We start from the raw sequence: 26,222 nt of genomic DNA on the forward strand, positions 1-26,222 counted from the left end.
AAACAATATAGAGAAAAAGAAAAAAACGAAAAATGTATGCTACAATAATGGAAGGATCAATTGTTGCAATTGCTAGGGGGAAAAGAAAAATGAAATGTGTATCCATTGATTTAGACGGAACTTTATTGGATGACCATCATCAAATATCAGAAGCAAATAGAAACGTTATTCGAAAACTTAAGCAACATCATATAGATGTTATTTTAAATACAGGACGACAATACGCAGATGTTATAAAAGTAAGAGGAGTGAAGGAATTAGAGCTACCGATTTTTTGCTTAAATGGCAGTATGATGTATGATGAAACAGGAAAACTTCTTTATGAAACGGAAATCTCACTTGATTTGTATCAAACCTTACTACAAACACTACAAAAACTTGAAGTTGGTGTTCTTGTTTATACGAACCAAGGCGGTTTTCCTGGTACTCTTCCTCTGTTAAGAGGAAAGTCTTGGGATGAGATTCAAGCGCTGTTTGATCAGCAAGATTATGAGGCTATTTTACACTTAAAAGATCTCAAAATATATAAATTAGTAGCTGTTGTTGATGAAACACAATTAGAAAAAATTGATAAAGTAAAAGAAGTATTAAGAAAACAGGAGACTATTTCGTTTTCATCCTCCTTTCCAAATAACTGTGAAATCACCTCAAGTGAAGCACAAAAGGGAAAAGCAATTCGTCGCTATGAAAACCTTCGAAATCTTACCTTTAATGAGGTTTATTCCTTTGGAGATGGAGGGAATGATATAACACAATTTGAAGTTTCTACAAGATCATTTGCCATGGAAAATGCACCTGAGGAAATCAAAAAAAGAGCAAGTGATATTACAAAAAGTAATAATGATGATGGGGTTGCATACGCCATTGAAGAGATTCTGAAATTAGTGTAACCATCATATATTTAAACTAGTTAGAAGCCAGATTCGAAAAAGATAACATCTGGCTTTTTCGCTGCGAAAATGAACCAAAGAATAGGAGTCGAATACATTTTGAAGAAAATTGTGTTTACAGGTGGGGGCTCAGCAGGCCACGTTACGCCTAATATTGCCATTATTAATGAGTTAAACAAGCAAGATTGGGATATAGCTTATATCGGTAGTAAAGCAGGAATCGAAAAGGATTTAATCGAAAAAATTGATATACCCTATCATCCCATTTCTAGTGGAAAGTTAAGAAGATATATATCTAAAGAGAATATTAAAGATATTTTTAAAGTAATAAAAGGCTGTTATGACGCTAGAAAAGTACTGAAAAAAATTAAACCAAATGTTGTTTTTTCAAAAGGTGGATTTGTATCCGTACCAGTTGTTATCGCAGCCCGCCAACTTAAGATTCCCGTTATACTCCATGAAAGTGATTTAACACCTGGGTTGGCAAATAAATTATCGGTGCGATTTGCATCGAAAATATTCACCTCTTTTGAAGAGACTTTACGCTATTTACCAAAAGAAAAAAGCAAAGCAATCGGGTCTCCGATTCGCAAAGAAATTCTCACTGGTTCTGTATCAAAAGGGAGACTCGCTCTTGGATTTACAAGTCAGAAACCGATCCTTACCATTATGGGAGGAAGTCTAGGAGCAAAGAAAATAAATGAAGTGGTTCGTGATAATTTAGAAACACTATTACAAACGTATCAAATCGTTCATCTATGTGGCAAAGGAAATCTTTCAGAAAAGCATACTGGGATAAAAGGCTATCAACAATTTGAGTATGTTTATGAAGAATTAGCTGATATTTTAGCTGCTACAGAAGTGGTCGTTACAAGAGGTGGATCAAACTCGATTTTTGAATTTCTTGCATTAAAAATACCGATGCTTATTATTCCATTAACAAAACAGCAAAGTAGAGGCGATCAAATATTAAATGGGAAAGTCTTTACGGAAAATGGCTACTCCTATATGATAGAAGAGGAAGCTTTAACGAAAGACCATTTCCTTAACACCTTAAAACAAATTCAAGAAAACAAGCAAGTAATGATTGAAAAAATGGAAAAGAACAAAAGCCAAGATGCCTTAGAGGAAATTATAAAAGAATTAAATCGCTATTAATATATGCATATGCCAGGCTACAAGTAGAGTTTGCATGTTCGTCTCTGCTTGTAGTCTTTTCATTTTGCAAAGAAGATTTCAACTGATAATTTCAGTAGAAAAAGCCAAAATAAGAAAATAGAAATCGTATATACGAAGGGAAAGTAGGTATAACAATGCAATCATTTACAGACATCGGATTGTCTCCATCAACCATTGAAAAGCTCAAAAAACAAGGAATTAAACATCCAACCCCTATTCAAACAAAGGTGATTCCACCACTCCTTAAAGGTGGAGATTTAATTGCGCAAGCACAAACAGGAACAGGAAAGACATTTGCTTTTGTACTACCGATACTAGAAAAAATGGATGCCGATGCAAACCACGTTCAAACGCTAATTTTAACGCCAACTAGAGAACTTGCTATTCAAATAACAGATGAAATCATGAAAATGAAACAAGAGACAGTAAAGGTTCTAGCTGTTTACGGAGGACAAGACGTGGACAAGCAATTGAAAGTCTTACAGAAAGACGTATCAATTGTTGTAGCTACACCAGGTAGATTAATTGATCATATAAAACGAGGAACGATTGATCTAAGTAAAATCTCCCATTTTGTACTAGATGAAGCAGACCAAATGCTTCATATTGGATTTTTAGATGAGATTAGCTATATTATGAGACATATCCCTACATCAAGACAAACGATGTTATTTTCTGCAACCATTTCAAAGGACGTTGAAAAGCTTGCGAAGAAATATACGAAAAATGCGGAATATTTTACCGTGGAAGCAAAACAAGGACCTGCAAAAACCGTTAAGCAAGTAAGTATACATACAACTGATCGCGCCAAGCAGGGAACGTTAATGACCTTAGTTAAGGAAGCAAATCCTTATATGGCCGTAATTTTTTGCCGAACAAAGCGTCGTGTAACAAAATTATATGAAGTATTGCTCGCAAATAAATTTAGCTGCGGTCAATTGCATGGTGACTTGTCTCAAACAAAAAGAGAGCAAGTAATGAAAGCATTTCGGGATGGAAAATTCCAATTATTAATTGCGACAGATGTTGCTGCAAGAGGGTTAGATATTGATGGAATTACACATGTTTATAATTACGATATTCCTCAAGATGCAGAGTCCTACGTTCATCGAATAGGCAGAACGGGAAGAGCTGGCACCGAAGGATATGCGGTTACCTTTTATTCCTCTGATGATAGACCTTTGTTAGATTCAATAGAAAATCAATTAGATATTAAAATCGAAAAAATCCAACAACCTAAAAAATCTGATTCAGATAAAAAAGGAATGGAAAAGAAACCACAGAAAAAGACTTACAAAAAACAAAGTTCTACTAAAAATAAAGATGAATCTTCCCGCTCAGCCACATCAGATAAAAAGGGAAGTGACAGTAAACGTAAACCATTTTCAAATAACAGTAAGAATAGAGCAAATTCAACTCAATCTCCAACAAAAAAATGGACAAAACCAACAAAGCGAACGGGAAAAAGATAAAGAAAACTTCCATCAGTGGGAGTTTTTCCATATCCCCCGCTGATGGTTAGTTGCACTATCCGACCTTGACGAGAACGTTTCAACCCCTAGCTTCTTCGATTTTTCGCAAGCTTATGGTAAGGGTCTTATTGCCGGATAAAATTTAATTTTGGTACAAAAATCTATAGTTGTGATAGTGAAAGGAGTTCATACCATGCTAAAAAAAGAAATGAATAAGTATTTAGAGGAAAGAAAATTACAAACGGAAGAAAAAATAGTTCTTTTTGAAGAGGAATTGAATTATGTTAAAAAAGAAGGTCTTATAGACGAAAATATAGTGGTTGAACATACAGCTGAACGTTTTTCTGATTTGTATATGGAGCTTGCCAATAAAGAAACCGACGAAGTAGTGACAGAAAATGTTCAAAAAACGATTCTAAAAGAAGAAGTACGTTATTTAGAGCGAAATATAGAATTTTACCTCTATGTAGAGACGAAAGCATTTGACATTGTTTCCGTTGATTCTATGTCTTTAGAAGTTGATTCTGTTTTTGATACATACGAAATTTTATGTGGGTTAAAATGTCCTAAAAAGGCAGAAAAGGAGATTCGAACGTTTTTGGAAAATCATTTAACAGGAGATGATTCCTCTTACCATTTAATGTTCAATGGAAATGATGGCCTTTGGGATTTCAATTTTTCTTTAGAAAAAATTAGTGGGTTCCGAAAAGAGATGGAAATTGGGGAAGCATTAAAATTAGCTTATTTATTTTTATTTGCATTAAATGAAAAGTTGTCTGCATAATCATTTAGTAAGTACTCCACAAAATGATTATGCCTCGTTGATTTTTATAGGGCTTTTACTTGTAAAATTCAGGACTGACCCTAGAAGCAAGGCATTGATTATGCGATTGAAGCACTTGGTTATCGCATAGAAAAACAAACGAATGCAACAAAATAATCTGAAAACCATAGATAAGTAGAGAAGAAATTTTTCTGCTATCTATGGTTTTTTTGTTTTTTTGATAAATAGTTTTTCATCATTCTGGAAAAAAATAAGAAGGAAATACAAAGGAGAGAAGATACGATGCCTGAATTGCCAGAAATGGAAAACTATAAAATCCTCTTAAATGAATTAATTATTAGTCGACCGATTACCTCTATTACGATTAATCGAGATAAATCTATAAATATGCCAGCCCAATCTTTTATTAACCAATTAAACAATGCTTCCATTATTCAAGTCGAAAGAAGAGCAAAATACTTACTATTCCATCTATCTAATCAAAAGGTTCTCTTATTACATTTAATGCTTGGTGGGTGGATGTTTTATGGGAGTGAAGAGGAAAAGCCCAAACGAACCATTCAAGTCCAGTTATCATTTGGAGCAAAACATTTATACTTTATTGGATTAAGATTAGGGTATCTTCATTTATTGACGAAAGAAGAATGCAACAAAATGCTAAGCGATCTTGGCCCAGAACCGTTAGAACCTCAATTTACAGAAGAAATTTTCCTAAATATACTTAAGGAAAGAAAAGGAACGATAAAGCTTAAATTAGTAGACCAACACTTCATTTCAGGAATTGGCAATTGTTATTCTGATGAAATATGTTATGAGGCACAAATTTTGCCGATGAGAAAACTAGAAAAGTTAAAGGAAACAGAACATAGAAAGCTCTATCGTTCCATGCTGCAAACATTAAAATCAGCAACTACAATAGGAGGATATATGGAGCATCCACTTTATGTAGGCGATAAAAAAACTGGTAGTTATGATGAACGTTGCAAAGTATATGATAGAGAAGGAGAAATATGTCCACGCTGCAAGAACAAAATAGTGCTGATAAAAATATCATCGAAAAAGTGCTTTTATTGTCCTGGCTGTCAGTTTTAAGAATCTGACTGCATATAATAGGATTAAATTATTAAAAAGAGGACAGACTATTCTTTTAGCCCAACTTATCCATGAATGAACAATGAAATGATAAGGAGTGAGAAAATGCCTTTATTGAAAAAGGGACTATTTCTTATAATACTATTATCCATTTTCCTGTCTGGCAGCACACCTATTCCTTTATCTCCGATAGCATTGGCAGCAGAAAATCATAAAAAAGCAACATTATCTACCGCATTGGAATCACTTTTAAATACAGAACCTGAATTAAAGGGAAGTTTAGCAGGAATTAGCATACGGGATCAAGAAACAGGAACTATTCTTTTTGAACATATGAGTGATTTGCGTTTAACCCCTGCATCCAATATGAAGTTATTGACTTCGGCAGCCGCTTTAAAAGTCTTAGGGGAAGATTATCAATTTATCACGGAAATTTATGGAGATGGAAGGGTGGATAAAGGCCGTTTAAAAGGAAATTTATACATAAAAGGAAATGGTGATACAAGTCTCCTAGCATCAGATCTAGACAAGCTATCTAAGGATATAAAAAAGAAAGGAATTCGTTATATTGATGGGGATATTATAGGCGATGATTCGTGGTATGATGACATGCCATATTCCATCGATTTAGCATGGAGCGATGAAACCACTTATTATGGCGCTCCAATCTCTGCATTAACGCTTTCACCAGATAAAGAATATGATGCTGGCACTGTATTACTTGAAATAAAACCTGGAAAAAACGAAAGCGATCCGGTCGTAATAGATACATTCCCTAACACAAATGAAATTAACATTGTAAATAACGCCAAAACAGGTGCGAAAGAATCAGCAACAAGCTTAAAAGTAAAAAGGAACCATAACAGTAAAGTTGTTACTGTTACAGGAAGACTACCAATTAACGCTTCCGTAAAAAAAGAGTGGATTTCCGTTAATAACCCTACAAGATACACGTTAGACGTGTTTCAACAAGCATTAAAGAAAGAAGGAATTCACTGGAAAGGGACGGTCAAAAAAGGAAAGACACCACAAATTGCTTCCATAATTACAACTCATTCTTCGATTCCACTTTCTGAGTTACTTATTCCATTTATGAAACTAAGTAATAATACAATCGCAGAGACGCTAATTAAAGAAATGGGCGTGGTTAAGAAAGGGGAAGGTAGTTTTAAAAGGGGAATTGAGGTACTAGAAGAAGAATTAGTGGCTTTCCACCTTGACCCAAATAATATGCTTATTCGTGACGGATCAGGTATTTCTCCAATAGATTTTATATCTGCCGATGATCTAAGCATGCTTTTATATGAAGTACAGGCAGAGCCATGGTTTCCAACTTTCAGTCAGTCATTACCGATTTCAGGTAATGAAGATCGGATGGTTGGCGGAACGCTTCGACATAGATTGAATTCTGATAACACAAAAGGGAAAGTATTAGCTAAAACTGGAACGCTTACCGCTGTAAGTTCATTGTCTGGCTATATGGAGAGTAAAGATGGGAAAAAATATATATTCTCTATTTTATTAAATCACCTTGTCGATGAAGAAAAAGGAAAAGACATTGAAGATCGGATAATTGAAACATTAGCAGAATATTAATGTAAAAAGACCATTACACTGTTCCTACTTTCAAAAAAATAGGACGAGGAAATGGTCTTTTTTAATGGCTATTTTCTATAAATTGTTGTTTTCTTAAGGGGAAATCAATTATTCAGCTTGCGAGTAATAGAAACAAACTTCATAAAAATAGGTTTTTTAATTAGTCCTTTTTAGCAGTCTTCGCCAAATCTGTAATATATTCAAAAAAGTCATCCCTATTTACATCATACACAACAGAAACAGGTCGACCGTCTTCACTTATTAATGTTCTCCCTTGGGATGGAGCTTCTGTTAATGCGATTGATTTTACTTCTTTCATTTTAACAAGTTCTTTTTTGCCAATTGTTGCTGTAGTTAACACATCCCATAGATAATAGGTTGAATTCGTTTCAACATGGACAAGAGGTGGACAGGCTGCATAACATTGACCAACAAAATCTACACCTGTGAATCTTCTTAAGGACGCCCACTGGTTACGTACAGAGATGGTTAATGGTACTTGATTTGTACTTTCTAAAGCAACCATTTCAATTTTTAAATCGCTAGCCCAAACGGTTGCTACTGCCCAAGGATCCCAGAAAGCATTCCATTCAGCAGTACCGTCATGCTCAGGTTCTTGTACATTTCCGACCTCTAAAAATGTTCCACCCATCCATACTAATTTGTCAATTTTCGCTTGAATGTCTGGGGCAATCTCAATAGCTCTTGCTAAATCAGTTAGCGGTCCAGTAAACAGAAGCGTTGTTTTGTCAGGATTTTCCCTTACTGCTTTGATTAAATGCTCATGTGCAGAAAGTTCGCTTTCAGGTGCATTTACAACACCACTTTCATTTAATATCGGAAGGGCATCAACATAAAAAGTATGCATTCTCCAGTCTTTCGGAAAAGGATTAACTCCACGAGAATTGGATCTAGCAACTTCAATTGCTCCATTTCCAAATCGATCAATAATCTTTCTACTAGCACTGATACCAGGCTCTAAATAGCCATCTGCCGGGATAACGGAAACACCGATTAACTCCACTTCATCCATTTGAAGAAGAAGAAATAGAGAAACTAGATCATCAATACCAGCGTCATGATTAAAATAAACTTTCTTTGCCAAAAACATTCACTCCTATGTAAACAATCATTTATTCCCCGCTTGGACGGGAAGTAACCCTATAATGGTAGCTACTTTCTATAACCTATTCTATAATACTATCAGATCAATGTGAATAATTAGTAAAAAAGAAATAAGAGCTACTATTTGCTAAATAAGGAATTAAACATGTTTTTCACCTGCAATAATGTACTATATGCTTATGAATAAGACGTTGTATAATGCCATGAGAATCATAAGAAAGGAGTTTGCTCATGGATTTTACAGCTTTTTTACTATACTGTGTTATTGTTACTTTTACACCAGGACCTACTAATATTGTCATTTTATCTACCGTGCATAATAAAGGAACGAAAAAAGCTTTAGAATATACATATGGCGCAACTATTGCCTTTGGTTTGCTACTTGTATTATCAGCTATGTTAAACTCTATGCTTATAGAGGTCATCCCAAAAATAATTATCGGTATGCAGATACTAGGAAGTTTTTATATGTTTTATTTGGCTTATCAACTATATAAAGCTGATTCTTCGAAAGAAAACGTTGAACATTCAGCTAGCTTTAAGTCAGGTTTCCTTATGCAGTTTTTAAATCCAAAGGTAGTTCTTTTTACTATTACCGTGATTCCCAGTTTTATATTGCCAAACTATACGCAACTACCTGCCATAACAATGGGAGTTATTGTGATCACTATCATTGGATTTTTAGCTTTTATTACATGGGTTTTATTTGGTACAATCTTTAAGCGCTTTTTACAGCGGCATAAGAAAATCGTGAATATATTAATGGCAATATTTTTAGCTTATTCTGGAATAATGAACTGGATGTAGGCAAGCTTTTATGAGGTGAACAATATGGATAGATTTTTGTATAAAAAAGCAGCTGGCATTACGGCACTATCAGCAAGTATGCGTGATTTTACTTATAAAAAACATGCTCATAAAGAATATGTGATAGGGGTAACATTGCGAGGAATTCAACACTATACCTTAGATGGTAGTTTACAGTTATCTTATCCAAATGGAGTAATGCTTTTCAACCCAGAACAGGCACATGACGGAATGGCCCATGATAAAAAAGGTCTTGATTATGTAATGCTCTATTTGGATCCAAAATTACTATTAGAGGCATTAGAGAAAAAGGAACTGATTCAATTTTCACAACCTATTATTTATGATGTTCAACTTGAAGAAAAAATTTTAAAGCTGTCCCATGCAATTTTAAACGAAAAAGAGGAGGCCCTGTGTGCTGAATTACTACTTTCACTTACAGATAGACTTATACAAACAAATCCATCTTCATCCATTAAGAAAGACAATGTGTTAATTAGAAAAGCAAAAGATATGATTCATAGTAACTTAGCAAATGTACTTAAGTTAGAAGAGATATGTAAAGAGCTCCAGTTATCAAAATTTCAGTTTATTAGATTGTTTAAGACTCATACTGGAACCTCTCCCTACCAATATTTCCCAAATAGTAAAGTAGAATATGCAAAACAGCTAATTGAACAAAATAAAGATATATATGCAGCCGTAACAGAATGCGGTTTTGTTGATTTAACCCATTTAAATAGACACTTTAAAAGTGTCTATGGATTAACTGCTTTTGAATATCTATCCCTTTTAAGATAAGAAGTAGTTAAAATCAAGATTTCAATCACAACAAGAGGCTGGGATAGAACAAAATATATAATAGATAAAGACGAACAATCTCTCATTTAGTAGCGAAACCAACTCGTTCCATCATTTTTTTAAAAGAAAATATAATGAGTAGGAAATACAAAGCAGCCTGAATACATGCAGACTCCTATGGGAGCTGCGAGAAAGTCCAAGACCCTGCAGGAACGGGGAGGCTGGCGCTTGCCCCATGGAAAGCGAAGTATATTCAGGCTGCGGGGATCACCACAAACCTTCTTTCTTAAAATAAATAAAACCCTAAACAATTATACGAACTTTCTTAGCATGTACGTATAATCGTTTGGGGGTATTGGGTTGAAAATACTTATGTCCCAGCTTCTTCATCGTATTTTTTTATGAGAAGCTTATTTTACGCTATCATATCGGACAAAAAGTTCGTTATTTGCGACCAAAGTCGGCCTTAATCTCCCCATACTTATTGGTATCCCATTTTAAAATCTTATTTGAATAACTGTTTTCTTTTAGCCATTTTTCTGCGCGCTCCATTAATTTCCATAATTCCTCTGTTCGTTTATCTCTTACTAATGTAGTATTTGCTTTTTTATTACGAACCCAAGATAATGCTGTCATACTGTCGCTGTATATAGTTGTGTTCTTACCTTGTTTTTGCAGTAGACTTAATGCATGGACAATCCCTAAAAATTCCCCAATATTATTGGTACCGAATACAGGACCATAGTGAAAGAGAACTTCTCCTGTTTTCGTATTTACTCCTCGATATTCCATCAAGCCAGGATTTCCACTACACGCCGCATCTACTGATATACTATTTTCCTCAATAGCCTCAAAAGAAGTGCTAGCCTGCTTTTTAGAAGTAGTACTTTTTGAAGCAGTTTTTGTTACATTTCCACCTTCATTAAAAGCTTTTTCTGCTTCCTCTAATGTTGGAAAGGATTTAAATGATGCTCCTTTAAATCCTTTTGTCTGTCTTTCGCATTCCGCCCAAGTAGAAAAAATCCCTGCTTTTCTGCCATTCCATACTACGTAATATTTTTTTCCTGCCATATAATCATCCAACCTTTCACACCTATTGGTTAATCATATCATACGAGTGAGTCGAAATAAAAATATACAGAATTTCTTATAAACCTCTTGAAAAGGCTTTCTATAAATCTTGTAATTTACTATAATGATGTTGAGTAAAATAGGAAGGTGGGGAATATATTGCTACAGCTACTTCCACTAATGATTGAACGAGTCGGTATTTTAGTTATCTTTGCCTTCTTATTGTCGAGGATCAAGATTTTCCGTTCCATTATCCATAATGAATCACAATGGCAAGATAAACTATCTTTAATTTTCATCTTTGGCGCCTTCGGAGTTATTAGTAACTATACTGGAGTAGAAATATTAAAAGGAAGCATTAGCACGCATACATGGCAGCATGAATTAGATGTTTCAAGTGCTATTGCCAACACAAGAATTATGGGTGTTGCTATCGGTGGATTGGTTGGTGGGCCATTAGTAGGTTTAGGCGTGGGATTAATAGCTGGTCTTCATCGCTTAACATTAGGCGGTTTTACTGCATTAGCCTGTGGCTTGTCTACCATCATGGCAGGGTTATTGACCGGCTTAATCGGTAAGAAATACTCCATTAAACAAGATTCTGCCAGCAAAGCAGTGATTATCGGCATTGCGATGGAAATTATTCAAATGGTATTTATCCTTTTGATTGCGTCGCCATTCCAACTTGCACTCGAACTAGTTAAGATTATTGCCTTTCCTATGATTGTCATTAATGGCTTTGGGATGCTAATTTTTATTTATATTATTCAAAACATTCTCTTAGAAGAGGAAAAAACAAAAGCAGCACAAACAAATATTGCCTTAAATATTGCACAATCTACCTTAGCTTACTTTCGGCAAGGGCTAAACCCGGAATCTAGCAAACAGGTTGCTAAAATTATGTTAAAAGCAACCAATGCTGATGCTGTGTCTATAACAAATAAGTCGATTGTTTTGGCACATGAAGGCCTTGGTGGAGATCACCATATTCCTTTAGAAAAAACGTCTACGAAACTAACAGAAAGAGTGTTAAGAGAAGGAAATATATTAATCGCCAAAAATAAAGATGAAATACAGTGTAGCAATCAAGCCTGCCCACTACACGCAGCCATTCTATTACCCTTAAAAGCAAATAATAAAACAGTCGGCACATTAAAACTTTATTTTGCCAATCCTAAAAACATTCAATTAGTAGAATATACATTAGCTGAAGGATTGAGTAAGTTATTTTCCTTACAGCTTGAATTAGCAGAGGCAGAGCTACAACAAAAGTTGTTGAAGGATGCAGAAATTAAAGCACTGCAAGCACAAGTCCATCCTCATTTTCTCTTTAACAGCATGAACACAATTTCGGCGCTTATCCGCACAGATGGGGAAAAGGCTCGGCAGATGATTCACAAATTAAGTACCTATTTCCGCAGTAACATCCAAGGTTCCAAAAATATGTTAATCCCTTTAAGTCAGGAATTAGAACATGTCCATGCCTTTTTAGCATTAGAAGAAGCTAGATTTCCTGATAAATTTATTTTAAATGAATCCGTGGAGTCTGAATTAAAAAAAGTTCTTATTCCGCCTTTTACTTTACAGCCTTTAGTAGAAAATTCGATTCGGCATGCTTTTTCAAAAGGTACAGTAGGAACGATAACGATATGTGCTTATAAAGATAACGACAAGATGGTGTTAATAACAGAAGATGATGGCAAAGGCATGAGTGAAGATACTCTTTACATGATTGGTCAAAAAAATATCACCTCTAGCACTGGTACTGGTACTGCACTTTGGAATATCCAGGAAAGAGTGAAAAAGATATATGGAGATAAAGGGAGATTTACGATTGAAAGTGAATGGAATAGAGGAACAAAGGTGATGATTACATTACCATCTAAGGAACCAACGATCTGGAGGGGAGTAGATGATTAAAGCATTAATAGTGGAAGACGAACCATTAGCAAGAGATGAATTAAGGTATCTTTTAAAAAGAAGCAATAAAATGGAGATAGTGGCAGAATGTGATGATTTAGATACTGCTTTACAAGTAATAGATGATCAAGAAATAGATGTTATTTTTTTAGATATCCAGCTTGGAGAAGAAAACGGAATGAATTTAGCAGAGCGCATAAAAGAAAAACGAAATGCACCAGAAATAGTCTTTGCTACGGCTTTTGATGAGTATGCACTTCGAGCTTTTGATGTGAATGCTGTTGACTATTTATTAAAGCCGTTTGAAGAAGAACGCATAAATCAAACCATTGTAAAACTGCAAAATAGGAGAGGCACGAAAAAGAATGACACATCAAAAAATAACCAAAGCACTACTCCAATACAAAAAAATAAATTAGCCGTCACGACAAATGACAGAATTAAGATCATTGATTTAAATAAGATTGTCTATATTAGTGCACAAAATGGCAAAACATTGCTTGTTACGGAAGAAGAGCAATTAGTCATTACCTTTACTTTAACGCAATTAGAACAAAAATTAGTAAACAGCCCAATCATGAAAGTACATCGTTCTTATTTGGTTAATAAAGAAAAAATTAGCGAAATTGAACCATGGTTTAACTCAACCTATTTATTATGTATGGATAATGGAGAGAAAGTGCCATTAAGTAGAAACTATACAAAAGAGATTAAGCTGTTATTTGGATTTTAACCTCATTCTTTTCGAAATACATAACTTAACCGACTGGATAAAACCATTGTATTTTATCCAGTCAGTTTTGCATTTCAAAATCATTTCTCTGCATTTTATCATGAAAACGCTTTTTCCTCCTTTTCATTTTTTATAATAAAACCATTAAAGGAGGTAGATAAAAATGAATGCGGTTACAATCGTAATAGCATCTGCATGTATTTTAATGATTGCTTATCGTTTATACGGGACCTTTATGGCGGTAAAAGTATTGAAACTAAATGATAAGGAAAAAACTCCTGCCCATGAATTAAATGACGGCAAAGATTACGTACCAACAAATAAGTGGGTAACCTTTGGACATCATTTTGCAGCCATTGCTGCAGCTGGGCCACTTGTAGGACCTATTCTTGCAGCACAATTCGGCTATTTGCCTGGATTAATTTGGCTCTTGATTGGTGCTGTTATCGGGGGAGCTGTTCATGATGCTGTCGTATTATTTGCTAGTATGCGAAAAAAAGGGAAATCTTTATCTGAAGTAGCAAAAGAAGAACTTGGCCCAGTCGCGGGTTTCTGTACAGGTCTTGCGATGCTATTTATCATTACAATTACAATGGCCGGTTTATCCATGGTAGTGCTGCATGCTTTAGAGAGAAATCCTTGGGGCACGTTCTCGGTAGGAATCACCATTCCGATTGCTATGGGAGTGGGGATATTTTATAAAAAGACGGGAAACTTGAAACTATGTACGACTATTGGCTTCATCTTATTAATGATCGGTGTATTTGTCGGACCGATGATTCAAGGTACAGTACTTGGGGATTGGCTAACACTTGATACAAAAACACTTGCTATTATTCTTCCTATTTATGCATTTTTTGCAGCTGCACTTCCTGTTTGGCTACTATTGGCTCCTCGGGATTATTTAAGTAGCTTTATGAAAATCGGCGTGTTTATTGCTCTTATTATCGGTGTGTTTATCATCAACCCAGCTATTGAATTTCCTGCATTTACGGAATTTGTAAATGGCGGTGGACCAGTTATTGCAGGGCCAGTATGGCCTTTCATTTCCATAACGATTGCATGTGGCGCTATTTCCGGATTCCATGCATTTGTTGGCTCAGGTACAACACCGAAAATGCTTGATAAGTGGAGCGATATTAAAGTCGTGGGCTTTGGTGCGATGCTTGTAGAATGTTTGGTAGGTATTATGGCGCTTATTGCTGCTACAGCTCTACATCCTGGTGATTATTTCGCGATAAACTCCTCACCAGAGGTTTTTCAAACACTTGGGATGAGTGTTTCAAACTTGCCAGAATTAAGTCGTGAAATCGGCATTGATTTAGAAGGCAGAACTGGTGGTGCGGTTACATTAGCCGTTGGAATGTCCTATATATTCACAGAAATCTCTTGGTTCTCTCATCTTGCTTCTTATTTCTTCCAGTTTGTAATTATGTTTGAAGCGGTATTTATTCTAACGGCCATTGATGCTGGAACGAGAACTGCACGCTATTTAATTCAAGACTTTCTCGGAGAATTTTACAAACCGCTTAAGAGAGTAGATTGGTTACCTGGTTCCATTTTTGCAAGCGCATTGGCATGTATTATGTGGGGATACCTCTTATTCTCTGGTGATATTAGCTCTGTCTGGGCACTATTTGGTGTATCCAATCAGCTAATGGCAACAATCGGCCTTATTATTGGCGCAACCGTTATACTAAAAATGGCTGATAAGCGAAGATATATGCTTACATGTTTAATCCCAATGGCCTATTTATTCGTAACCGTAAATTACGCCGGTGTTTGGATGGTGAAGAACGTTTATTTAAATCCAGAAGCAGCAGGTTATAATGTGCTAAATGCTGTGCTTTCCATCATCATGCTAATATTAGGGATTATTATCATTATTGCCGCTACAAAAAAATGGTTCGATACATGGAATACTCCTCGAATTCAAGTAGAAACAACAAATCTTTCTTAGAGCTATAGGGTAAATAGCAGGAAGGCTTGCGTAATTCCTGCTGTTTACCTTTTTTTCGCTTTCCTCAAACACACCCATCCTATTCTAATAAAAATAAATTCTCAAATAAAAGAACAAGATAACTAATAAAGTGAAACTTCCATCAATGGGAGTATATGGTTATTTGTCTCCAGATGAATTTATTCCAATCGCCGAAGAATCAAATTTAATATTATCAATTGGCGAATGGGTAATAACACAAGCATTTACACAAAAAAAGCAATGGGACTCAAATGGAAAGAAAGATGTAAAAATGGCTATAAATATTTCAGCTCGCCAATTTCAGTATATTGATTTCCTTCCCTTTCTTCAGCAAGAAGTAATAAGATTACAAGTAAATACAGCAAAAATTGAATTAGAGATTACGGAAAGCATCATGCAAAATATCGAATTAGCAAAAGGAGAATTAGATAATATAAAAAGACTAGGATTTCAAATATCAATTGATGATTTTGGAAAAGGGTATTCCTCTTTAAGTTATTTAAGATCACTGCCTATTGATACGATTAAAATTGATAAAACTTTTATTGATGATATCAGCCATCCAAGACATAAAGGTTCTTTAGCAAAGGTTATTATTGATATGGGACATAATATGAATTTCATTGTAATCGCTGAGGGTGTAGAAACAAAGGATCAAATCGATTTTCTTAAGGATAATCAATGCGATATAGTCCAAGGGTATTTCTATAGCAAAGCATTAACACCAACTGAATTGGAAAGATTATATCTTTAGATAGTAACCATTTTCTTTTTACATTTCTAAGGGTATACTAAACTCATATTGGTAAAATGTATGCAAAAATCTGTAGTAAAGTTGGTGAATAAATGCCTTGTCAATCAAATGAAGAATTAGAAAACATTCTGTTAGAAGCAAAACAATATTCAAGTAAAGGGAAGGTTGCCGATTATATCCCCGCACTTAGTAAAGCCAATCCAGCTGATTTATCTGTAGCAATTTATCATTCTGACGGTACTTGCTATTCAGCAGGCTGCATTCATAAGAAAATCACCTTACAAAGTATCTCAAAAGTCATCACATTAGCACTAGCACTCATAGAATCAGGGGAAGAATTCGTTTTCAGCAAAGTTGGCTATGAGCCAACGGGGGATCCCTTTAACTCAATTGTTAAGCTAGAAATGAGTAATCCATCAAAACCGCTTAACCCAATGATCAATGCTGGGGCACTTGCTGTTACCCATATGATTAAAGGTAGTTCAGTAGAAGAACGATTTCAGAAAATCATTGATTTCGTCAAACTTCTGTCGGGAAATCAAGAAATAAGTTATTCAAAAGAGGTGGCTAAATCCGAATTTGAAACCTCTCATTTAAATAGAGCACTGTGTTTTTTTATGAAACAACACAGCATTATAAATGAAGATGTAGAGGAATTATTAGACTTATACACAAAGCAATGCTCTATTGAAGTGAACTGTTTAGATTTAGCGCGAATTGGCATAGTTTTCGCTTTAGATGGCAAAGAACCAATAACAAACAAACAATTAATGCCATCCTCTATTGCGCGTATCTGCAAAACATTTATGGTAACATGCGGAATGTACAATGCATCTGGTGAATTTGCCGTCCGAGTCGGAATTCCAGCAAAAAGTGGTGTTTCTGGCGGAATATTAGGAGCAGTTCCAGCTCGTTTCGGCATCGGAATTTCAGGTCCTGCTTTGGACGATAAAGGTAACAGTGTGGCAGGATTAAAGTTATTAGAAATCCTCGCAAAAAAATATGATTTAAGTATGTTCTAAAAATCCAAATGATCACTAACCTCTCGTTTTAACGAAAGAGAGAATAGTGATTTTTTTGGTTAATCCACTCCCTGTTCGGGTAACATAACAATACTCACATGTTAGGAAAAGGGGGATAAACATGAGTTTAACACCTCAGCAGCGTATAGAGTTACACGGATTTAACAATTTAACGAAATCATTAAGTTTTAATATGTACGATATCTGTTATACCCGAACGAAAAGTGAACGGGAAGCTTATCTCCAATATATTGACGAACAATATAATGCAGATCGACTAACAAAAATTTTAAAAAATGTTTCGGATATTATCGGTGCGCATGTATTAAATGTCGCAAAACAAGACTATGAACCACAAGGAGCTAGCGTCACTCTACTTGTTTCAGAGGGACCAGTAACAGAAGCACCTAAGGAAGTTTTTGAGGAATCACCAGGACCACTTCCAGGCTCAGTCGTTATGCATCTCGACAAAAGCCATATAACGGTACATACATATCCTGAATATCATCCAGATGAAGGAATCAGTACCTTTCGTGCCGATATCGATGTTTCTACATGTGGTGAAATCTCGCCTTTAAAAGCATTAAACTATTTAATCTATTCTTTTGATACCGACATTATGATTATGGACTATCGAGTAAGAGGATTTACCCGGGATATACAGGGGCACAAACTCTTTATCGATCACGATATTAATTCCATTCAAAACTATATTCCAGACGATGTGAAGTCTCAATTTGATATGATTGATGTAAATATTTATCAAGAAAACATTTTTCATACAAAATGTAAGTTGAAACAATTTGACTTAAATAATTATTTATTTGGCTATAAAGAAGATGAACTATCTACATCAGATCGCATCTTTATAACGGAAAAACTTACAGAGGAAATGAATGAGATTTTTTATGGAAAAAATATAAAGTGAAACTGCCATCAGTGAGGGTTTTTTTCCTCCCCAGCTGATGGTTAGTTGAACCAATCAGACCTTTACGGACAGTATAAGTGGTATAAAATAAATCAAAAAATTCGCTGGGCATCTTTACGATAAGGGATGTACCGGTTTTTTTGTGGATAGTTCCTATCAATTTAAAGTAAATGTCTAACCCATAATGCATAAATATACTTTTACAATTATTTTTAAACATTTTTTAGTAGCTTTTTCATAGAAAATTGGTAAACTAGTAATGTAGAAAGATAGAAAGGTGCGAAAATGATGAAACAAATCATCTTAGATGCAATTAATGAAAATGAATCGATATTTAAAAATATAAGTATTTATATTGGCGAAAATCCTGAATTAGGTCATGAGGAATTTAAAGCTTGCAAAATATTAACTGATACATTGAAAGAACATCAATTCGCTGTAGAAACAGGAATTTGTGATTTACCTACTGCTTTTAAAGCAACCTTTGATAGTGGTAAAATCGGTCCTGTGATTGGCTTTATGGCAGAGTATGATGCCTTACCTGAATTAGGTCATGCATGTGGACATAATTTAATCGGAACAATGGGGATAGCTGCTGGAATTGGTCTTAGCAAAGTTCTTTCAGAAACAGGAGGAAAAGTTATTGTGTACGGAACACCTGCTGAAGAAACAAAAGGCGGGAAAGTAACAATGGCGGAAGCAGGAATTTTCGAAGAATTAGATGTAGCGATGATGGTTCACCCACTAGATAATTATTTGAAGAGTGGTGATTCCCTTGCAATGGATGCTATCCAGTTTGAATTTTTTGGAAAGTCAGCACATGCTGCTGCAAGCCCTCACTTAGGTATTAATGCCCTAGATGCTGTATTACACACATTTAATAGTATCAATGCTTTAAGACAGCATATAAAGCCTGATGCCCGTATTCATGGTATCATCACAGAAGGCGGAAAAGCTGCAAATATTGTGCCTGATTATGCAGTAGCACAGTTTTATGTGCGAGCTGGGAAAAGAGAAGATGTAAATATATTAGTAGAAAAAGTCAAACAATGTGCAGAAGGTGCTGCACTGCAAACAGGAGCTACGGTTAAATCTAGTTTTTATGAATTCTCCTATGATGACATGATTACTAATCAGACTTTATCTGCTGTATTTACAAAGCAGCTTATCTCTTTAGGAGTAGAAGAAACTGATATTCACGAACAACGAGATGGATCAGGTTCTCTTGATATGGGAAATGTAAGCCAAGTAGTTCCTTCCATTCATCCATACGTGAAAATCTGTAATGAAGCATATGCTTGCCATACACATGAATTCAGAGAAGCTGCGATGACAGATCAAGGAAGAGATGCGATGATTCTAGGAGCAAAATCAATGGCACTTACAGGCCTAGAAATCCTTACAGATAAAGAATTATTGGCAGCAATCAAAGAGGAATTTCAAAAAAACAAATAATTTAACTAGGAAAAGACCTTACTTTCACTTTGAACATTAGAGAAAGTAAGGTCTTTTTTCCTATTAATTAAGGCGTATTTATGACAAATTTCCTCTTTTCGTTATAGGTGGAAAAATTTCCATTATAATAAATAAGTCCTACTTTCATACATAAAGGAGCTATTAATCGAAAATGAGAAAAAAATTCGACCTATTTCAGAACAGAATAACGATTAAAAAGAGATTATACACTAGCTTTTTTCTTCTACTGTTTATTCCCACTATTTTCATTGGTATCTTTTCTTATTTCAATTCAAAAAATCAACTAGAGCATGAAATAATGGACAATGCTTACCAACAGATAAAACAATTAGATGAGAATATTACGACAGAGCTCTCAACGAAGATGAAGCAAGTGGACAAGCTTCGAAAAGATTGGGGAGATATAAATAACGCTGTATCAGATGATTTTATTAATGCTACCCTTGAAAACTATCAATATTTTTATGATGATATTGACAGCATATTTTATGCCACGAAAAAAGGAAAATATGTTCAGAAGCCAGAAGGAAAAGTAGCAGACAATTATGATCCAACAGCTAGTGAATGGTTTATCAGAGCAGAGGAAAGGCCAGATGAAATTTATATTTCCGATCCATATATATCTGCGAGTACAAATGAAATGGTCGTTACAATCGCTGGTAGTACAGAGGATGGAGACAAGGTAGTCGGTTTAAAAATCAAACTTAGTTCTATACAAACAATTGTGAACAATATCACAATAGGAAAAGAAGGATATGTATTTCTTATAGACAAAAATAATGCTTATATGGCACATCCAACAGAAAAAATCGGTGAAATCGGCACAGAAAACTATATTCAACAGATGAAACTTAAAGAGAATGGTACTTTTACATATACCCTGGATAACAAAGAGAAAAAACTTACTTATCTCACCAATAATCTTACTGGATGGAAGATTGCCGGATCCATGTATTCAAATGAGGTTTCTAATGCTTCCTCACCAATTTTAAAAGCATCCTTCTTGGCTATTTTTGTATTTCTTTGCATCGGTTCTATTCTTATTTATTTTAACATCCAATCCATTCTTAAACCGTTGAATCTACTAAGAGAAAAAGCGGGTCTTGTTGGGAAGGGCGATTTAACACAGCAAATGGAAGTTAGAAGGACAGACGAAATTGGTCATCTAACAAAATCTTTTCAACAAATGCAAGAAAATTTAAAGCAACTAATCATACATATGGAAAAAAGCATCACTCAAGTTGCTGCATCAAGCGATAATCTTACCGCAAGTTCTTCTTCCTCAACAAAAGTGGTAGAAGATTTAGTGTCTGTTACACAGGAAATTGCATCAAAAGCAGATCATCAAAAACAACAAATTGAAACAAATACAACAAAATTAAAAGATATTACAGAAAGAACGGGATTAATAAGAGAAAATTCCCTGTACTTATCTAAGTTAGGTTCCATGACGGTGGAGAAAGCAAAGGAAGGCGAACTAGCTATTAATCAGGCAGAGGAACAAATGCAATTAATTGTTGATTCTGTCGTTAAATCAGATAAACAAATAGATGAACTAAATAAGCGTTCCAAAGAAGTGGAAGCAATTATTCAATTAATAAGCTCTATAGCTAACCAGACAAATTTATTAGCATTAAATGCTGCGATTGAAGCAGCAAGAGCAGGAGAAAGTGGAAAAGGTTTTTCTGTCGTAGCAGAGGAAATTAGAAAATTAGCAGAGACTACCCATCATTCCGCAACGGAAATTGAACATTTAGTTAAAGGAATTCAATCTGATACACACTCTACCATCAACAGGATGAATATCGTACATAAGCAAGTCGATGGAGGACTATCAATTATGTCTTCTGTCAAAAAGAAATTCAACGCTATATCTACTAGCATGAATGAAACAGCACCTTTTATCGAGGATGTCACTATTTCCTCTGAGGAGGTTTATAAACATATTAAAATACTTGCCCAAACCTTTGAAGCATTAATTTTATTTAGTAAGCAAAATGCTGAATTATCAGAAGAAATATCTGCATCTACCGAGGAACAGCTAGCATCATTCGAAGAAGTGCACGCTTCAGCAAGCAGCCTTGCTGAGACAGCTGACCATTTAAAAAAATTAATCGCACAATTTCATTATTAAAATATTCATTACACTATTAACGGGTAGTAAGGGCCAACTCCAACTGAGAGCTGCGGAAAATCAAGGAAGCTAGGGGGATATCTTACTGCATGTAAAGGTCCGAGAAGTAAAACTAACCATCAATGAGGATGAGAATCACAATGATGGTTAGTTTTCTTTATGTTTTTTCATTTAGACTGCTTACTTACTAAAAATTATATGAAAACAACAATCGATTATTTTCTCCTAATAGCCCTATACAATTTCTTAAGTACGCTTGAAAAGAGAGAATAGTGGGTAGTATTACTTCATACAAAGCTTATCCATCATTATGTGAGAAAAGCTACAAATTATTTGGAGTAGGAGACAAGATAAATGGAGAACAAAACATTGATGCAATATTTTGAATGGCATTTAGATGCAGATGGACAACATTGGAATCGTTTGAAAGAACAAGCAGGAGAATTGAAAGAAGTGGGAATTGATTCCGTTTGGATTCCACCTGTTACGAAAGGGGCTTCCAAAGACGACAATGGTTATGGTGTTTATGATGTTTATGATTTAGGAGAGTTCGATCAAAAGGGAGCCGTTCGGACAAAGTATGGAACAAAAAAGGAATTATTAGAAGCAATAAAAGCATGTCATAATGTTGGAATACAAGTATATGTCGACGTAGTTATGAATCATAAGGCTGCTGCAGATGAAAAAGAAACATTTAAAGCGATTGAAGTAAATCCTGAAAACAGAGAAGAAGAAATTTCTGAGCCGCATGATATAGAAGCATGGACGAAATTTACTTTCCCTGGAAGAGGAGAAACGTATTCACCATTCAAGTGGAATTTTCAATATTTTAACGGTACAGATTATGATAACAAAAAAAAAAAAGCAGGGGTCTTTAGAATTATCGGTGACAATAAGATGTGGAATACAAATGTAGATGATGAATTTGGAAATTACGATTATTTAATGTTTGCCAATATTGATTATAATAATGAACTTGTACAAAATGAGATGATTACATGGGGAAAATGGCTTTATGAAACAGTGAAATGTGATGGTTATCGATTAGATGCAATCAAACATATTAACCACGAATTCATTAAAAAATTCGCCACTTCCTTACTAAAAGAAAAAGAAGATTTTTATTTTGTAGGAGAATTTTGGAAAGCAGAAATCAATGAATGCCAGGAATTTTTGGAACAAATGGATTATAAAATTGATTTGTTTGATGTTCCACTACATTATAAATTGCATACTGCTTCTATTGTAGGAAGCGACTACGATCTTTCTACCATTTTTGATGGTACATTAGTAAAGGAAAATCCGCTTAACTGTGTTACATTTGTTGATAATCATGATACACAGCCAGGCGAAGCGTTAGAATCTTGGGTAGGTGATTGGTTTAAGCAAATAGCCTATAGTCTTATTTTACTTCGAAAAGATGGCTATCCGACAATTTTCTATGGAGATTATTTTGGAATTAGCGGAGAGCATTCAATTGAAGGAAAAAAAGCTGCAATAGATCCCTTATTATATGTACGCAAGAAAAAAGCCTACGGCCCACAAGACGATTATTTTGATAATGCTCATGTAATTGGATGGGTTCGCCATGGTGAAACAAAAATAGAAAGATCCGGTTGTGCAGTCGTCATTTCCAATAAAGATGAAAGTAGTAAAAAAATGTTTGTTGGTGAAGCTCGAAGTGGGGAAGAGTGGATTGATTTTACGAATACACGAAAAGAGCGCGTAAAAATTGGTGAAGATGGTTATGGTGACTTTCCTGTAAATGCTAAGAGTGTGTCTATTTGGGGATTAGCTGATTAGAATCAAGGGGGGACTTAGTCTGCAATAGGTAATATAACTAAGACCCCTTTTTTACTAGGTTGTTTTTTAATCAAAAAAATGAATAAGGTGGAAAAATAGAGCAGCCGGAATACACATAGACTCCACGGGAATTAGCGCGAGTCCCACAGAAAGCGAAGCGTATTTCGGCTGCAAGTATAGCAACAAACTTTACGAAAACAACCCTTTATTAAGAAGAAAAGAATAATTTCATAATTCCCTGATAGCCAAAATACAAGCCAAATAAAACTAACGAAACACCAGAAATAATCGAAATTCCTCTCAATGTTGCGAGTGTAATAAGCCCCTGAAACCATTTGTTAAGGCTGCTACAATTAAATCCCATAAAGTAAGCCCAAGAAAAATCATGCTACTATAAATCAACAAGGAACTAGTCCCATTTTCTTGAGCAGTTTTAGCTAGAACAGATCCATATATTCCTAGCCAAAATAAAATAGATAGCGGGCTAGTTATAAACATTACGAACCCGGTTAAAAAGCATTTAAATAAAGAATCTTTTCCCCTAAGCGAATCAAGCTTGAGGTTTTGAGCACCAATTACACTCTCCATTCCAGTATAAATTAAAATAAATCCACCAAAAAGCCATAGGAATATTTGAACGATATCTATTTCAAGGAAATGAACCATTCTCATATAAACCATTCCCATAAATAGCCCATCAGCAAGCATAGAACCAAAGCCAACAATCCAAGCATGCCAAAAACCATTTTTAATTCCTTTATCAATTCTCGCAGAATTTACTGGACCAATCGGCGCAGATAATGTAAACGCTAATATTATATAAATAAGCAGTATTGTTATACTGAACATCCACCTCCCCCACATCCTTTCTTGTACATGCTATGTAGAAGGGATAAATGATATGTGGATTAATTCAAATAGTTATAAGACTTTCTTACCTCTATTGGAAGAAGATGCTTTACTAAAGAAAAAGGAGACAGATAGATCAAGATATTATCAAAACAAACGTACCAAGTAATAGTAGGGAAATAAATGCATATTTTAACTCTTCCTTCTCCATAATAAAGAGGATAAAAGGAGGGTTCAAAATGGCAAAGAAAAATAAAAAATCAGACCCACAACAAAAGAATAAAAAAGGATTTGATTCTGCTGTGCTAAATGAAGAATTTGCTCATGAAATGGGTAGCGCAGCAACAAATAAAATTCATAAAGACAAAGTCAAAAAAGAAAAAGCTTTGAAAAATACCGGTGAATACAAAGGGGAATGATCAAAAAAATACGAGTAGGTTAGCTACTCGTATTTTTTTCTGCCCTTCTCAACTTGATGTCTGAATAGTTGTTATCTCGGTTTATTCCTTTTACTTAGTACTCAATTTAGCATATAATAGTATACGCGAATAAGAATCGAGAACTGATCTATACAAGGAGAATTTAAATGATAGTAAAGAGCGAACAAGACATTAACGGTTTAAAAGAAATTGGAAAAGTCGTAAGCATTATCAGAGAGGAATTAATAAAAAAAACAGTACCAGGAGTAACGACGAAAGAATTAGACGATTTAGCAGGCAAGCTATTTGCTGAACACGGTGCCATTTCTGCTCCTCAAGATATGTATGAGTTCCCAGGGTATACTTGCATATCTGTAAATGATGAAGTTGCTCATGGTATACCGGGAGATCGCATCATTCAAGAAGGGGATTTAGTCAATATTGATGTATCTGCAAGTAAAAATGGTTATTTTGCAGACACAGGAAAATCATTTGTTGTTGGAAATGGTGATCCTAAACTCATAAAGCTTTGCGAAGTTGCACAAGAAGCTTTCGAAGAAGGACTTAAGTGTTTTAAACCAGGAGCAAAGAAGAATCGTATCGGAAAATTTGTGTACAACACAGCTAAGAAGAACGGGTTTACAGTAATCAAAAATCTGACTGGTCATGGAATTGGAACATCCCTTCACGAAAAGCCAGATCATATTCTTAATTATTTCGATTCATGGGATACGGAATTACTTCGTGAGGGAATGGTTATCGCTTTTGAACCATTTATATCAACAGGTTCTGAAGAAGTGTATGAGAAAAATGATGGATGGACATTCTCTACTAAAGAAAAAAGCTTTGTTGCCCAATATGAGCATACTGTCATTATTACCAAAGATAAACCGATTATTACAACTTTATAAGTTTACACAAAACCAGCTCTGTTCAAAAAAACAGAGCTGGTTTTGTTTCGAAGAACTATAATTTGGGAAAAAATAATAGGTAAATAACTATTTATAGAAAGCTTGTTCTAAAATGTATAAGTTTAGATTCAATAATTTTGAATTTAACAATAGTTCTCTCTATTTATATATCCATTGACAATCATAAGTATATCTCGTAACCTAGTACATATAATTTCATAACAAAAATCCTTATCAGCTCAAGATGAGGTAGAGGTCGCGATTTTTATAAGTAATAAAAGGGAGAGCCAGAGAGCTTATTGATTGTTTTTGAAAGGAAAAATCGCCGAAGCACTATTATTCTCTGATAATAGTAGCTGGGACTGCATACGAATAGGTGCAGGACTGTCATAGGATCTTACTATGATGAACTATCCTTTTTATCTGATGGTGTTTTCTAACTTCACACCATTTTAGAGGTGTGTTTTTTTATGCC

General features: G+C 34.8%; 21 protein-coding genes, 1 pseudogene and 1 riboswitch. Of the genes and pseudogenes, 19 read left to right on the forward strand and 3 right to left on the reverse strand.

The features are described from left to right. Positions 1 to 89 precede the first annotated feature (89 nt). From HHU08_RS12600 to dacB, 6 genes are all read left to right on the forward strand, one after another. On the forward strand, positions 90 to 890 hold the full coding sequence (locus tag HHU08_RS12600) for an HAD family hydrolase (RefSeq protein ID WP_169189677.1): 801 nt from the start codon (positions 90 to 92) through the stop codon (positions 888 to 890). Between the two features lie 99 nt (positions 891 to 989). Then, positions 990 to 2,048 carry an undecaprenyldiphospho-muramoylpentapeptide beta-N-acetylglucosaminyltransferase gene (locus HHU08_RS12605; RefSeq protein WP_016203737.1) on the forward strand — a complete coding sequence of 353 codons (1,059 nt, stop codon included), beginning with the start codon at positions 990 to 992 and terminating at the stop codon, positions 2,046 to 2,048. Positions 2,049 to 2,203: 155 nt separating this feature from the next. After that, complete coding sequence (locus HHU08_RS12610; RefSeq protein ID WP_169188597.1) at positions 2,204 to 3,541, forward strand: DEAD/DEAH box helicase; 1,338 nt, start codon at positions 2,204 to 2,206, stop codon at positions 3,539 to 3,541. Positions 3,542 to 3,734: 193 nt separating this feature from the next. Beyond that, positions 3,735 to 4,325 carry a branched-chain amino acid aminotransferase gene (locus tag HHU08_RS12615; protein WP_169188598.1) on the forward strand — a complete coding sequence of 197 codons (591 nt, stop codon included), beginning with the start codon at positions 3,735 to 3,737 and terminating at the stop codon, positions 4,323 to 4,325. A 282-nt stretch (positions 4,326 to 4,607) separates the two neighbouring features. Then, positions 4,608 to 5,417 (forward strand): Fpg/Nei family DNA glycosylase, encoded by an 810-nt coding sequence (locus HHU08_RS12620; protein WP_169188599.1) that lies wholly within the window; start codon positions 4,608 to 4,610, stop codon positions 5,415 to 5,417. Between the two features lie 105 nt (positions 5,418 to 5,522). Continuing rightward, a complete protein-coding gene (dacB, locus tag HHU08_RS12625) occupies positions 5,523 to 7,013 on the forward strand; it encodes a D-alanyl-D-alanine carboxypeptidase/D-alanyl-D-alanine endopeptidase (RefSeq protein WP_169188600.1) in 1,491 nt (496 codons plus the stop codon). 160 nt (positions 7,014 to 7,173) lie between these two features. Here the strand turns inward: dacB and HHU08_RS12630 are convergent, their stop codons facing one another. Further along, positions 7,174 to 8,118, reverse strand: a complete 945-nt coding sequence (locus HHU08_RS12630; protein WP_101731155.1) for a nucleoside hydrolase — start codon at positions 8,116 to 8,118, stop codon at positions 7,174 to 7,176. Between the two features lie 251 nt (positions 8,119 to 8,369). Here HHU08_RS12630 and HHU08_RS12635 point away from each other — a divergent pair, with 251 nt between their 5' ends. Continuing rightward, entirely contained in the window at positions 8,370 to 8,945 is a 576-nt protein-coding gene (locus HHU08_RS12635; RefSeq protein ID WP_101731154.1) for a LysE family translocator, read from the forward strand. A gap of 24 nt (positions 8,946 to 8,969) precedes the next feature. Next, entirely contained in the window at positions 8,970 to 9,746 is a 777-nt protein-coding gene (locus tag HHU08_RS12640) for an AraC family transcriptional regulator (protein WP_169188601.1), read from the forward strand. A 444-nt stretch (positions 9,747 to 10,190) separates the two neighbouring features. On the opposite strand, the gene HHU08_RS12645 is transcribed toward HHU08_RS12640, so the two are convergent. Then, a complete protein-coding gene (locus tag HHU08_RS12645; RefSeq protein WP_169189678.1) occupies positions 10,191 to 10,817 on the reverse strand; it encodes a ribonuclease H1 domain-containing protein in 627 nt (208 codons plus the stop codon). Between the two features lie 159 nt (positions 10,818 to 10,976). Here HHU08_RS12645 and HHU08_RS12650 point away from each other — a divergent pair, with 159 nt between their 5' ends. The 9 genes from HHU08_RS12650 (at position 10,977) to HHU08_RS12690 (ending at position 23,568) form a co-directional block, all read left to right on the forward strand. After that, the gene (locus HHU08_RS12650) at positions 10,977 to 12,737 is read left to right on the forward strand and encodes a sensor histidine kinase (RefSeq protein ID WP_016203728.1); all 1,761 of its coding nucleotides are present in this window, start codon (positions 10,977 to 10,979) and stop codon (positions 12,735 to 12,737) included. After that, entirely contained in the window at positions 12,730 to 13,470 is a 741-nt protein-coding gene (locus HHU08_RS12655; RefSeq protein ID WP_016203727.1) for a LytR/AlgR family response regulator transcription factor, read from the forward strand. Before HHU08_RS12650 ends, HHU08_RS12655 begins: the two co-directional genes overlap by 8 nt. 163 nt (positions 13,471 to 13,633) lie before the next feature. Further along, complete coding sequence (gene cstA / locus HHU08_RS12660) at positions 13,634 to 15,430, forward strand: carbon starvation protein CstA (RefSeq protein WP_016203726.1); 1,797 nt, start codon at positions 13,634 to 13,636, stop codon at positions 15,428 to 15,430. Between the two features lie 130 nt (positions 15,431 to 15,560). Next, positions 15,561 to 16,205, forward strand: coding sequence for an EAL domain-containing protein (locus HHU08_RS12665; protein ID WP_169188602.1), 645 nt, complete (start codon positions 15,561 to 15,563; stop codon positions 16,203 to 16,205). A gap of 92 nt (positions 16,206 to 16,297) precedes the next feature. Then, positions 16,298 to 17,227: a glutaminase A gene (gene glsA / locus HHU08_RS12670; protein ID WP_169188603.1), complete on the forward strand. Its 930-nt coding sequence runs from the start codon at positions 16,298 to 16,300 to the stop codon at positions 17,225 to 17,227. 121 nt (positions 17,228 to 17,348) lie between these two features. Next, a complete protein-coding gene (gene speD / locus HHU08_RS12675; RefSeq protein ID WP_101731152.1) occupies positions 17,349 to 18,155 on the forward strand; it encodes an adenosylmethionine decarboxylase in 807 nt (268 codons plus the stop codon). Between the two features lie 288 nt (positions 18,156 to 18,443). Beyond that, complete coding sequence (locus HHU08_RS12680) at positions 18,444 to 19,610, forward strand: M20 family metallopeptidase (RefSeq protein WP_205835775.1); 1,167 nt, start codon at positions 18,444 to 18,446, stop codon at positions 19,608 to 19,610. A 172-nt stretch (positions 19,611 to 19,782) separates the two neighbouring features. Then, complete coding sequence (locus HHU08_RS12685; RefSeq protein ID WP_169188605.1) at positions 19,783 to 21,765, forward strand: methyl-accepting chemotaxis protein; 1,983 nt, start codon at positions 19,783 to 19,785, stop codon at positions 21,763 to 21,765. Positions 21,766 to 22,119: 354 nt separating this feature from the next. Next, a complete protein-coding gene (locus HHU08_RS12690; protein ID WP_169188606.1) occupies positions 22,120 to 23,568 on the forward strand; it encodes an alpha-amylase in 1,449 nt (482 codons plus the stop codon). Between the two features lie 208 nt (positions 23,569 to 23,776). Here HHU08_RS12690 and HHU08_RS12695 read toward each other — a convergent pair. After that, positions 23,777 to 24,417 (reverse strand): annotated as a pseudogene (locus HHU08_RS12695) (LysE family transporter). Between the two features lie 239 nt (positions 24,418 to 24,656). On the opposite strand from HHU08_RS12695, the gene HHU08_RS12700 reads away from it, so the two are divergent. Together HHU08_RS12700 and map are read left to right on the forward strand one after the other, a co-directional pair. Further along, a complete protein-coding gene (locus HHU08_RS12700; RefSeq protein ID WP_169188607.1) occupies positions 24,657 to 24,836 on the forward strand; it encodes a hypothetical protein in 180 nt (59 codons plus the stop codon). A 167-nt stretch (positions 24,837 to 25,003) separates the two neighbouring features. Further along, positions 25,004 to 25,747: a type I methionyl aminopeptidase gene (gene map / locus HHU08_RS12705; RefSeq protein ID WP_169188608.1), complete on the forward strand. Its 744-nt coding sequence runs from the start codon at positions 25,004 to 25,006 to the stop codon at positions 25,745 to 25,747. A gap of 242 nt (positions 25,748 to 25,989) precedes the next feature. Further along, positions 25,990 to 26,168: riboswitch (Lysine riboswitch) on the forward strand. Positions 26,169 to 26,222: the final 54 nt, after the last annotated feature.

It is taken from the genome of Niallia alba, assembly GCF_012933555.1.
In the GTDB taxonomy this organism is placed as follows: domain Bacteria; phylum Bacillota; class Bacilli; order Bacillales; family Cytobacillaceae; genus Niallia; species Niallia alba.